We start from the raw sequence: 11,758 nt of genomic DNA on the forward strand, positions 1-11,758 counted from the left end.
CCCCCAGCCCGTCTCGGGCCTCCGCCCTGCCGGAGTCCTCCAGTCCGTCTCGGGCCTCCGCTCCGTCGGACTCCTTCAGTCCATCTCGGGCCTCCGCCCCGTCGAAGGCATGCAGTCCGTCCGGGACCTCCGCCCCGTCCGGGTCCTCTTCCTTGTCCGTCGGTAGCTCCCCGTCCGGAGCCTCCGCTGCGGCCGGGGCGTCTGACACGTCCGCAGCCCCTGCTGCATCGGAGCCCGGCGCCGCCGCTTCCGCTTCCGTGCCCGGGGAGCCGCAGGACCCCGCGGACGCGCGGCCCTCGGCGTCCTCGGCCCGTGCCGCCCGCGCGGCGCGAGCTGCCCGTGCGGCCCGAGCGGCCCGCGACGCCCAGAACCCCCGCACCCCCCAGGAGGGCGCCGCCGCGGGCAGCCCTGGGCAGACCACCGGCGTCCCCCAGCACGCCACCGGCCACAGCGCTCTCCCGGCCGCGTCCGCCCCCGCGCAGCACGCAACTCCGGCGAAGGACGCCACCCCGGCTCCGGCGAAGGGCACCGCTCCCGCGAAGGCCGCCACCCCGGCTCCGGCGAAGGGCACCGCTCCGGCGAAGGACGCCACTCCGGCTCCGGCCAAGGCCACCGCTCCCGCGAAGGGCACCGCCCCGGCTCCGGCCAAGGGCACGACCGCGGCTAAGGACGCCCCCGCCAAGGACGCCCCTGCCAAGGACGCCCCTGCCAAGGGCACCCCCCAGCCACCCCGCCCCCCCAAGGCCCGTGTCCGCAACCGGCTCATCGGGGCCGTCGCCGTGGTCGCCGCCGCCGTGGCAGGGGCCGGGGCGCCCGCGATCGTCGCCGCGTCCGGTGACCTGAACGACTCACAGAGCCTCGTCACGCTCTCCCAGCTGACCCGGCAAGCCCTCACGCTGAGCCACTCGCTGGCCGACGAGCGCGACGAGGTCACCGCCTACATCGCCGCCGGCTGCCCCGACGGCAAGGGGCCCTCCGAGAGCCGCGGCGCCCGCGTGGACCGGCAGATCGAGGAGCTGCGCGAGGCCGCCGCCGACGCGAACACCAACAGCTCCGTCACCTCCGGGCTCCGCCGCGACCTCGCGGGCCTCGCCGCCGTGCGCCGCTCCGCGCTCACCGGCAAGGGCAGTGCCCTGGACGCCCACAAGGCGTACGCCAAGGCCATCACCGAACTCCACGCCCTGACCCGCGAGCTGGCCGAGAAGCTGCCCCCGCGCGCGGGCTCCGGTGCCTACGCGCTCGCCGACCTCGACCACGCCGTCGACCAGGCGGGCGCCGCGCGCGGCCTGCTCCTCGCCGCCCTCGCCGTGCCGCGGGCCAGTGCGGGCGGCACCCTCGACCCGGTCACCGGGCTGCCCACGTCGGCCGCCGGCTCCGGCGCGGAGGACCGGCAGCGCGACGACCTCGCCGCCGCCGCGCAGCAGGCCCGCGTACGGGAGCTGGCCGCGCTCGCCGACTTCCAGGACGCCGCCCCCGACGCGGCCCGCACCGCCTACCAGACGGTGGTCACGGGCTCCGACGTGACCACCGCCGAGCAGTACCTGGAGCGCCTCACCGACCGGCCCGAGCTGTCCGCCGCCGACCAGCGCCTGGACCGCCGCAAGGTGGACACCGCCCTGTCCGCGCGTCTGGAGGCGATGCGCGGCGTCGAGAACGCGCTCGCCACCGACCGTACGAAGAGCCTCGCCGGGCTGCGCGACGACGACGTCACCGCCCTGGAGATCAGGATCGCGCTGGTCGGCGTGCTCCTGCTCGCCGCCGTCGGCGTGGGCATGGCGACCGCCCGCTCGCTCACCCGCCCGCTGGCCGCCCTGCGGCTCGGCGCGGCCCGGGTGGCGGGGGCGCCCGCGGCCGAGGAGCCGGTGCGGTTCACCGGCCGCGACGACGAGTTCGCCGCGGTCGTACGGTCCGTCAACGCGCTCCACGGTCACGCCGTCGCGCTCCAGGAGCGGCTCGGCACCCTGGAGGCGGACCGCAAGCACCTGATCGGGCAGCGCCAGACGATGGCCGACGCGCGCCAGGCGATGGCCGACGAGCGCGACGCGCTGCGCGCCGAGCTCACCGAGGCCGCCGCGCGCCTGGACCGGGCGCGCCGCGGCATCCAGGGCACGTTCGTCCACCTCACGCTGCGCACCCTCGGCCTGGTCGAGCGGCAGCTCGCGGTCATCGAGCACCTGGAGGAGCGGGAGCAGGACCCCGACCGGCTCGCCACGCTCTTCAAGCTCGACCACCTCGCCACCGTCACGCGCCGCCACAGCGAGAACCTCCTCGTCCTCGCGGGCGCCGACCACGGCCACCAGCACACGGGCCCGGTGCCGCTCGTCGACGTCGTCCGCGCCGCGGTCAGCGAGATCGAGCGGTACGAGCGCGTCCGCATCGCCGCGCTGCCGCCGGGCATCCACCTGGCGGGCTTCGCGGCGGACGACATCAGCCACCTGGTGGCGGAGCTGTTGGAGAACGCCACGTCGTTCTCGCCGCCCGAGGCCCCCGTCGAGGTGTCCGGCTGGCTCCTCGAGAACGGCGAGGTCATGCTCTCCGTGCAGGACGAGGGCATCGGCGCGGGCGTCGACCGGCTGCGGGAGCTGAACGCGCGGCTCGCCGAGTTCTCCGCCGACGACGCCTACGAGCACGAGAACGGTGACGGCCTCGGACTCGGCCTGTACGTGGTGGCCCGGCTCGCGGCCCGCCACGGGGCGCGGGTGCGGCTGCGCGAGCAGAAGCAGGGCGGTGTGGCCGCCGTCGTGGTGCTCCCCGCCGGCATCCTCACCGAACCGCCCGCGACGCCGTCGCCGTCCGGCGCGGTGCCTTCCGGTACGGCTGCCTCCGGTACGGCGCCCTCCGGCGAGGTGCCCTCCGGTGTGGTGCCCTCCGACGGGACGCCCTCCGACGAGGCGCCCTCCGGCCAGGCTCCCTCCGACGGGGCGCCCTCCGGTGTGGTGCCCCGCGCCGCCGTGCCCGCCGCCCGCGACGGCGAGCGGGACGCGACCCTGCCGCAGCCGCAGCCGCAGCCGCAGCCGCAGCCGCAGCCGCAGCCGCAGCCGCAGCCGCAGCCGCAGCTGGAGCCGGAGCCCGCGTCCGAGCCGGAGCCCGCGTCCAAGGCCGAGCCGGAGTCCGCGCCCGAGCCCGAGGCGGCGCCGGACCCGGACCCGCTGGTCGCGGCGGCCGAGACCGCCCTCGCCGAGACCACCATGGAACTCCTGCTCCCGGCCCTCGGCGGCGACCGCCCGCGGGAACCCGAGCCCGACCACGCCGCCACGCCCGAGGACGACCACCCCGGCCACCCCGGCCCTCCGGACGCCCCCCAGGCAGAGCAGCCGGAGGAACCGGAGCAGCCGAAGCCGCCGCGCTTCACCGCCAAGGGCCTGCCCAAGCGCACCCCGAGGACCAGCCCGCTCGCGGGCGCCGGGCCGGACAGGCCCGCGCGCCCCGGGGCCGTCGACGCCGAGGAACTGCGGCGCCGCCTCGGCGGCTTCCAGCGCGGCGCCGCGAGCGGCCGGCGCGACGCGGAGGCCGAACTCGCCGACACCACCGCCGGGACGCCCGCCACCACGGGCACCCCGGCGACCGCCCGCACCACCGCGACCACGGGCGGCGCCACCACCACGGGCGGCGCCACCACCACGGGCGGCGCGACCACCGCCCGCGACACCGCCACCGCGCCCGCAGCCGACGACACCACCGTGTCGGACGCCGTAGGCACCGCACATGCCGCAGACGTACCGGGGGACCCAGTCGAGGAGGCAAGCAGTTGACTGCGCCCATGCGCACACCCGGTTCTTCCGCCCGGACCGCGAAGCCCCAGGAGTCCGCTCCGCCCGGGGCCCCGGAAGCCGACAAGCCCGAGAAGGCCCCGCAGCCGCACGAGGCGTCCGGCCCCGCTCCGCACGACGCCCCCGCCCCCGCCGTGCACGGCCTGAGCAGTGAGGCCCGCAACCTCCACTGGCTGCTGACGAACCTCGTCGAGGAGGTCCCCGGCATCCGCTCGGTGGCCGTCGTCTCGTCCGACGGCCTGCTGCTGCTCTCCTCCGACCCCGACCGCAACGCCGAGCGCCGCCCGGCCCACCGCCCCATCGGCCCCCGCGGCTCCAGCGCCGACCTCGCCACCATCGTCTCCGGGCTCGGCAGCCTCACCCTCGGCGCGGCCCGGCTCATGGACGGCGGAACGGTCAAGCAGACGGTCGTCGCCATGGCCGAGGGCAGCCTCGTCGTGATGGCGATCAGCGACGGCTCCCTGCTCGGCGTGCACGCGGCGCCCGACTGCGACATGAGCGTCGTCGCGTACCACATGGCTCTGTTCGTGGGCCGCGCCGGACACCTCCTCACCCCCGAACTCCGCAGCGAGCTGCGGCAGTCGCACGGGGACGCCGGATGAGCGCGGGCGCGGCGGCCTCCGGGCTGCCCGTCCGGGGCGCCGACCGCAAGCCCGCCCGGGTGCGCCCGTACTCGCTCACCGGCGGACGTACCCGCTTCGGCCATGTGCTCCTCGTCGAGACGTTCGTGGCGGCCACCGCGGCGCTCGAAGCGGCGGGGGAGCGGCGCGAGGTGGGGCGCGGCGACGCGCCGGCCTCCCGGGTGATGCCGGAGCTGCGGGCGATCGTCGAACTGTGCCGCCGCATGCGTACGGTCGCCGAGGTGGCCGCACTCCTGAAGATGCCGCTCGGCGTGGTGCGCGTACTGCTCAGCGACCTCGCCGACCAGGGAAGGATCCGCGTGTACGGAACGGGCCACGGGCCCGGGCGCCCGGACCGCGCCGTGCTGGAAAGGGTGCTGCATGGGCTCCGCGGTCTCTGAGACCTCACCGTCACCGATCACGCAGGTCCAGGAGCTGCTCGACGGCGAGGAAGGCGTCCAGCCCTGGCAGTTGGAGCGCGACCGGGCGCCGCTCGCCACGAAGATCGTGGTCGCGGGCGGCTTCGGCGTGGGCAAGACGACGCTCGTCACGGCGGTCTCCGAGATCACACCGCTGCGGACCGAGGCGCTGATGACGCAGGCCAGCGCCGCGACGGACGACCTGAGCGCCACCCCGGCCAAGACCACGACCACGGTCGCGATGGACTTCGGCCGGATCACGCTGGCCGACGACCTCGTCCTGTACCTGTTCGGCACGCCGGGCCAGCAGCGCTTCTGGTTCATGTGGGACGACCTGGTGCGCGGCGCGATCGGCGGGGTCGTCCTCGCCGACACCCGCCGCCTGACCGACTGCTTCCCGGCGCTCGACTACTTCGAGAGCTGCGGGCTGCCGTGCGTCGTGGCCGTCAACCACTTCGAGGGCTCCGAGCGGTACGAGGCGGAGGACGTCCGCGAGGCGCTGACCGTGGCCGACCGGATACCCGTCCTGATCATGGACGCGCGCGAGCGGACCTCCGTGATCGACTCGCTGCTCGCGCTGGTGGGACACGTGCTGGACGAGACACCGCCCGACTGACGCCCGCCCCGGGCCCCGGCCCGCCCCGCGCCCCGACGGCACCCGGCACCGGCCCCACACCACGACACCGGCACGTCGCCACCCCACCACACCGCCACCCCACCACACCGGCCCGTCGCCACGTCGGCACGCCGCCACGTCGGTCCGCCGATTCGTACAGCGTTCAGTGAAGTGAAAGGACCCGCATGCGGAAGATACTCGTCGTCGGAGCCGGGCAGTCCGGTCTCCAGCTCGCGCTCGGACTCCAGTCGCGGGGGTACGAGGTCACGCTGATGACCAACCGCACGGCCGACGAGGTGCGGTCCGGGCGGGTGATGTCCACGCAGTGCATGTTCCACACCGCGCTCCAGCACGAGCGCGACCTGGGACTCAACTTCTGGGAGTCGCAGGCCCCGAGGATCGAGGGCGTCGGTGTCTCCGTCGCGGGCCCCGACTCCGGCCGGATCATCGACTGGGTCGGCAGGCTCGACGGCTACGCCCAGTCCGTCGACCAGCGCGTCAAGATGGCCGGCTGGATGGAGACGTTCGCCGGGCGCGGCGGCCAGCTCGTCGTCCACGGCGCGGCGGTCTCCGACCTCGACTACTTCTCCCGCACCTACGACCTGGTCCTGGTGTCGGCGGGCAAGGGCGAGCTGGTGTCGATGTTCGAGCGCGACGCGTCCCGCTCCCCGTACGACGCGCCGCAGCGGGCGCTGGCCGTCGCCTACGTCCACGGGCTCGGGCCGCGCCCCGAGCACCCCGAGTTCGACGCGGTCCGCTGCAACCTCGTGCCCGGGGTCGGCGAGCTGTTCGTGATGCCGACGCTCACGACGTCCGGCCGGGCGGACATCCTGTTCTGGGAGGGCGTCCCCGGCGGCCCCCTGGACGTCTTCCAGGGCATCAAGGACCCGCGGGAACACCTCGCCGTCACCCTCGACCTGCTGCGAAAGTTCCTGCCCTGGGAGTACGCGCGCGCCACGAAGGCCGAGCTGACCGACGCGGGCGGCACGCTCGCCGGGCGGTACGCGCCCACCGTGCGCAAGCCGGTCGGGCGGCTGCCCGGCGGTGGCCTGGTCCTCGGCGTCGCCGACGTGGTCGTCGCCAACGACCCGATCACCGGGCAGGGCTCCAACTCGGCGTCCAAGTGCGCGGCCTCGTACCTGGCGTCCATCGTGGCCCACGGCGACCGCCCGTTCGACGAGGCGTGGATGCAGGCGACGTTCGACCGGTACTGGGAGACGGCGCGGCACGTGACGAAGTGGACCAACGCGATGCTCGCGCCGCCGCCCGAGCACGTGCTCACCCTCCTCGGCGCGGCGGGAGGGCTCCAGCCGGTCGCCGACCGCTTCGCGAACGGGTTCAACGACCCCGCCGACTTCGAGGCCTTCTTCTACGACGCCGCCCTGACCGAGGCCTACCTCGCCGAGGTCGCCGCCCCGGCCGGGGCGTAGCAGGCCCGCCCCCGCCCGCCCGGCGCGCGGGGCGGGGCCGGGCGCGGGGTCACAGGACGGCGTCCGCCGCCGTCCCGGTGACCGGCGGCAGCTTGGGCGGGTGGTAGTCGGACACCGGCCGGGCCCTGGGGTCGGGCCGCACCGCCCCGAGGACCGGGTTCGTCGCGATCGGCGAGACCCGGACCCGGGTGCCGGGCCGAGGCGCGTGCACGACCTTCCCCTCGCCCACGTACAGCGCGACGTGGGTGGCCTTGGGGTAGTACACGACCAGGTCCCCGGGGCGCAGCCGGCTCAGCGGCACCCGCCGCAGTCGCGCCCACTGCTCCTGGCTGGTGCGGGGGATGTCCCGCCCGCCCGCGTCCCACGCGCGCTGCGTGAGGCCCGAGCAGTCGAACGACGCGGGCCCCTCCGCGCCCCACGCGTACGGCTTGCCGACCTGCTTCAGGGCGTACCGCACCGCCCGCGCCCCCTTGGCCGACGGCGCCCGGCCCGGCTCGGCCGTCCCGAGCGCCCCGGACGCGACCAGCCGCCGCTGGGCGGCGGACGTGCCGCGCCGCTCGGCCCGGGCGAGCGCGTCCAGCTCCGCGGCGGTGAGGGAGGCCAGCAGCTCCTCGACCTCGTGCAGCCGGGCCCGCACCCCGTCGCGGGCCTCCTGCTGGCGCCGGGCCAGGGACTCCTGCGCGCCGAGGGCGCGCCGGGCGGCCCGGGCGAGCGCCTCCGCCCTCCGCTCGCCCTCGGTGAGGCGGGCGACGGTGGCGGCCCGGTCGGCGGCGGCGCGCCGCAGCACGTGGCGCTGGTCGAGGGCGCCGCGCGGGCTGCGGGCCAGCAGCAGCCGGACGTAGGAGGAGATCTCCATGCTGCTGTTCTGGTACTGCTGCCGGGCGAGGCGGCCCGCGGCGCTGCGGCCGTCACGGGCCGCGGCACGGGCCGCGGCGAGGCGGCGGTTGAGGTCGGCGACCCGGCGGCGCTGCCCCGCGAGCTCCTCCTCGGTGGCGTTGTACGTCTCGGTGGACTCCTCGGCTTCCCGGTAGAGACGCTGAAGGTCCATCAGCAAGGCTGTCACCGAGCGCTTCTCGGGAGCGGGTACGGCGTGCGCCACGGGCAGCAGGGGGAGCGGGGCCACCAGGGCGGAGACCACGGAACCCGCGCACGCCCAGCGCAGCAACAGTCCTGACACCACATCACCTCCGGCGCGGGCCGGGCCGTCCGGCGCGCACCGTGAGCATCCGGCCGGGGCCGGGGGCCCGCCCGCCGGCGCTGAGCGGTCGGCCCAACGCCGTCACCCGAACCAGGGGCCCCCGGCGCGGCGGGTTGCGCCCGAACCGCGACGCTGTCTCACCCGCAGGGTGGGGGTGTCAGCCCGTCCGGCGTTTGAGGACGAGGCGCGGAGTGCCGACGAGGGGGGAGAGGGGCGCAGCCCCATACGACTCAGCCGTCCCCCCGCCCGGCCGGAGGGCCCGGCTTGGACCAGGGCCACTTCAGGTCCCGCAGCCCCCCGCCGTCCGCCCGGCCCTCGGCGTCGAACTCGTACCGCCAGCCCCCGTGCAGCCCGAACCGCTTCGCGGGCCCGGCGGGCACCCGCCGGTAGACGAGGACCGTGGGCTCGCCGCCCGCGTCGTCCGGGACGGGGACGCGGTAGACCTTGGGCGGGTGGCCGGTCGGGCCGAGCAGGACCGGGAGCACGCGGCCATCCAGCGGGCCGCCCACGAAGGGGGTGTCTTCACTCTTCACAGGGTCAGTGTGCGCCACCCCCGGGCGCGGGCCCGGCCACCATCCGGGCCGCGTCCGCCACCACCGGGAGCACCCGCCGCGCCAGCTCGCCCACCGGCCCGTCGGGGCTCTCCAGGGCGAGGGCGTCCCGCACCACCTCCGCGGTCTGCGGATCGCGCCCGGCAGCCGCCGCGAGCTGGGCCACGAACTGCTCCACGAGCAGGTCCCGCAGCTCGTCCAGCGGCGGCTGCTTGTCCTCGTCGAGCCAGATCAGCGAGGCCGCCTCGACGGCGGTGACCCACATCCGCACCGTGGTGCGCAGCCGCGGCCCGGGTGCCTCGTCGAGGTCCATGTGGGACAGGATGTGCGCGAGGGCCGACCGGCGGACGCGGTCCACTATGGCCGTCGTACGGGAGGTCTCCACGACGCTGCCGCCCTGGAGCAGCGCGCTGAACCCGGCGTCGTGCTCGTCGACGAACGCCAGGTACCGGTCCAGGGCCCGCCCCAGGCGCCGCGTCAGCGGGCCGTCCTGCGGCTCGGCGAAGCACTGCTCCAGCTCCTCGGCCGCGGTCCGCAGCGCGGCCTCGTACAACTGGAGCTTGCCGCCGGGGAAGTAGCGGTAGACGAGGGGGCGCGACACCCCGGCCGCCTCCGCCACGTCGTCGAGGGACACCTCGTCGGGCGCGCGGTGCGCGAACAGCGACAGGGCGGCGTCGAGCAACTGGCGCCGCCGCTCCTCGACGCTCAGGCGCCGGTAGGCGCGGGCGGGGCTGACGGCTGCGGTCATGTCCCGCAGCGTAACCGTGCCGTCGCCCGGGCGGGCCCGGCCCGGCGCTACGCCAGCAGTCCGGAGGACTTCCACAGCCTGCGGCCCACGCCGCGCAGCACTCCGATGTCGTCGAGGAAGTCGGTCAGGCGCCTGGCGCCGCTCTGCATGACCTCGCGGCGGTGGCCGCTCGCTTTGACCTGGGCGAGCGCCTCGCGGCGGTCCAGGCCCACGTCCGAGTAGACCCGCGGGTTGACGAAGGCCACGGAGAAGACGCGGGCCGCCTCGCCGGAGCTGATCCGGGTCAGCTCGCGCTCCCAGCGCGGGGCGGTCACCATCTGGCGGCGCAGCTCCTCGCGCGCGTACCGCACGTGCCGGGCCTCCTCCACGACGTGGATGCGGGTGACGCCGCGCACCAGCGGCTGCACCCGCTCGTCGGGGAAGGTCAGGCGCTGCATCCAGTCGAGGATCTCCTCGCCGAGCAGCGTGCACGCGAACGAACCGGGCGTGGTGGAGACGGTCTTGAGGACGCGGGCGAGGTTGTGGTTGAGGCGCGTCACCGGGTACGTGGGCGCGCCGCCCTTCTGGATCATGCGGGCGAACATCATCGAGTGGCGGCACTCGTCGGCGATCTCCGTGAGCGCGTACCGCACGTGCGCGCTGGTCACGGACTTGTCGTAGATGTGCCGGACCAGGAGCTGCATCAATATGATCTCGAACCATATGCCGAGCGAGGCGAGCGACGCCGCCTCGTGCCGGGCGAGGTCGAAGCGCTGCTCCTCGGACATCCGCTTCCACAGCGGGGTGTCGTAGAGGGAGACGAGCTCCGGCGGCCAGAACCACTTGCCGTCCTCGACGGGGGCGTCCCAGTCGAGCTCGGTGTCCGGGTCGAAGGAGTGCCTGGCGGAGGACTCAAGGAGCCGTAGGGCCACTTGTTCGCGGTCCTTGAGCACGCCCAGCGCGTCCCGCAGACCCGTGAGTTCGCCGTCCTCGGTCACGGTGGTCATGACGTACTCCTGCTCGTCGTGTGCTGTCGGGTGCTGTCGTGTGCTGTCGGGGTGGGTCGGGGGTGGGGCGTGTGCAGTGGGGTGAGCCGGGTGCCGCCCGTGGCGGGTTACCGGCGGTCACGTCTTATGAGACTGCTTGTCAGTAAGGCCGTCAATCCCCCACGCGCAACTTGTTGACCGCTCGTCTACCACCGTGTGAGCCTGCCAACTGTTCACCTTTCCGCGGCGGTTGCGACGACCACGGGCCGCCGAGAGCCGTGAGGAGCCGTCCGTGTCCACACGCGATCTGTACGCCAAGGCTCAGCAGGACCTCACCTGGCAGGTGCCCGCCACCGGAGCGGCCCGCTTCAGCTGGGAGTACGACCAGGGCCGCGAACGCCTCCTGAACCTCTACCAGAAGGGCAAGGACAAGCAGTGGGACGGCGCCAAGCGCATCGACTGGGACCTGGAGGTGGACCCCCTCGACCCGCTCGGCACCCCCGACGAGGCCATGACCCTGTACGGCACCCGGCACTGGGACCGGATGTCCCCGCGTGAGCGCGGCGAACTGCGCAAGCACTACGCCTCCTGGCAGTTCAGCCAGTTCCTGCACGGTGAGCAGGGCGCGATGGTCTGCGCCGCCCGCATCGTGGAGTCCGCGCCCGACCTGGACGCGAAGTTCTACTCCGCCACCCAGACCATGGACGAGGCCCGGCACGCCGAGATCTACGGCCGCTTCCTGCACGACAAGATCGGCATGCTCTACCCCGTCAACGACAACCTCCAGGCGCTGCTCGGCGACACCCTGCGCGACTCCCGCTGGGACATGCCCTACCTGGGCATGCAGGTCCTCATCGAAGGCCTCGCCCTCGCCGCCTTCGGCATGATCCGCGACACCACGGACAAGCCCCTGCCGCAGCAGATCCTCGCCTACGTCATGCAGGACGAGGCCCGGCACGTGGCCTTCGGGCGGATGGCCCTGCGCGACTACTACAAGCAGCTCACCGACGCCGAACTGCGCGAGCGCGAGGAGTTCGTCATCGAGGGCTGCTACCTGATGCGCGACCGGCTGCGCGGCGTCGAGGTCCTGGAGAACTTCGGCATACCGAAGCAGGAGGCCGAGGAGTGCAGCGAGCGCTCCGAGTACCTCCAGCTCTTCCGCAAGCTCCTGTTCAGCCGCATCGTGCCCTGCGTCAAGGACATCGGCCTGTGGGGCGAGCGCCTCCAGCGGGCCTACGTCGACATGGGCGTCCTGGAGATGGGCGACTCCAGCCTCGACCTGCTGATGGCCCAGGACGAGGAGATCGCCGAGAGGCTGGACGCGGAGCGGTTCGCCGCGGAGGAGCGCCTGCGCGTGGCGGAGGTGGACGAGGCCGTCGCCGCCGGGCGCGCTGCCGACTGACGCACCCGCCCCCTACCCGCCGGTGGGCCTCTGCCCGCC

General features: G+C 74.9%; 10 protein-coding genes. 6 read left to right on the forward strand and 4 right to left on the reverse strand.

What is annotated here, in order from left to right; translation table 11 throughout:
* Positions 1-779: 779 nt before the first annotated feature.
* The 5 genes from QK440_RS03015 to QK440_RS03035 all read left to right on the forward strand — a co-directional run bounded on the left by QK440_RS03015 (position 780) and on the right by QK440_RS03035 (position 6,855).
* Positions 780-3,752, forward strand: coding sequence for a nitrate- and nitrite sensing domain-containing protein (locus QK440_RS03015; protein ID WP_282791408.1), 2,973 nt, complete (start codon positions 780-782; stop codon positions 3,750-3,752).
* A 152-nt stretch (positions 3,753-3,904) separates the two neighbouring features.
* Positions 3,905-4,372, forward strand: coding sequence for a roadblock/LC7 domain-containing protein (locus QK440_RS03020; RefSeq protein ID WP_282791409.1), 468 nt, complete (start codon positions 3,905-3,907; stop codon positions 4,370-4,372).
* Complete coding sequence (locus QK440_RS03025; protein ID WP_282791339.1) at positions 4,369-4,791, forward strand: DUF742 domain-containing protein; 423 nt, start codon at positions 4,369-4,371, stop codon at positions 4,789-4,791. The genes QK440_RS03020 and QK440_RS03025 overlap by 4 nt, the downstream gene beginning before the upstream one ends.
* A complete protein-coding gene (locus tag QK440_RS03030; RefSeq protein ID WP_282791340.1) occupies positions 4,772-5,425 on the forward strand; it encodes an ATP/GTP-binding protein in 654 nt (217 codons plus the stop codon). Before QK440_RS03025 ends, QK440_RS03030 begins: the two co-directional genes overlap by 20 nt.
* Before the next feature lie 185 nt (positions 5,426-5,610).
* Entirely contained in the window at positions 5,611-6,855 is a 1,245-nt protein-coding gene (locus QK440_RS03035; RefSeq protein WP_282791341.1) for a styrene monooxygenase/indole monooxygenase family protein, read from the forward strand.
* A gap of 49 nt (positions 6,856-6,904) precedes the next feature.
* Here the strand turns inward: QK440_RS03035 and QK440_RS03040 are convergent, their stop codons facing one another.
* The 4 genes from QK440_RS03040 to QK440_RS03055 all read right to left on the reverse strand — a co-directional run bounded on the left by QK440_RS03040 (position 6,905) and on the right by QK440_RS03055 (position 10,338).
* A complete protein-coding gene (locus QK440_RS03040; protein ID WP_282791342.1) occupies positions 6,905-8,032 on the reverse strand; it encodes a C40 family peptidase in 1,128 nt (375 codons plus the stop codon).
* 251 nt (positions 8,033-8,283) lie between these two features.
* The gene (locus tag QK440_RS03045; RefSeq protein ID WP_282791343.1) at positions 8,284-8,586 is read right to left on the reverse strand and encodes a hypothetical protein; all 303 of its coding nucleotides are present in this window, start codon (positions 8,584-8,586) and stop codon (positions 8,284-8,286) included.
* Between the two features lie 4 nt (positions 8,587-8,590).
* A complete protein-coding gene (locus QK440_RS03050; RefSeq protein WP_282791344.1) occupies positions 8,591-9,352 on the reverse strand; it encodes a TetR/AcrR family transcriptional regulator in 762 nt (253 codons plus the stop codon).
* 47 nt (positions 9,353-9,399) lie between these two features.
* A complete protein-coding gene (locus tag QK440_RS03055; protein ID WP_282791345.1) occupies positions 9,400-10,338 on the reverse strand; it encodes a diiron oxygenase in 939 nt (312 codons plus the stop codon).
* A 271-nt stretch (positions 10,339-10,609) separates the two neighbouring features.
* On the opposite strand from QK440_RS03055, the gene QK440_RS03060 reads away from it, so the two are divergent.
* Entirely contained in the window at positions 10,610-11,719 is a 1,110-nt protein-coding gene (locus tag QK440_RS03060; protein WP_282791346.1) for a ferritin-like domain-containing protein, read from the forward strand.
* The last annotated feature ends 39 nt before the right edge of the window (positions 11,720-11,758 follow it).

This window comes from Streptomyces sp. CC224B (genome assembly GCF_030010595.1).
Lineage (GTDB): Bacteria > Actinomycetota > Actinomycetes > Streptomycetales > Streptomycetaceae > Streptomyces > Streptomyces longispororuber.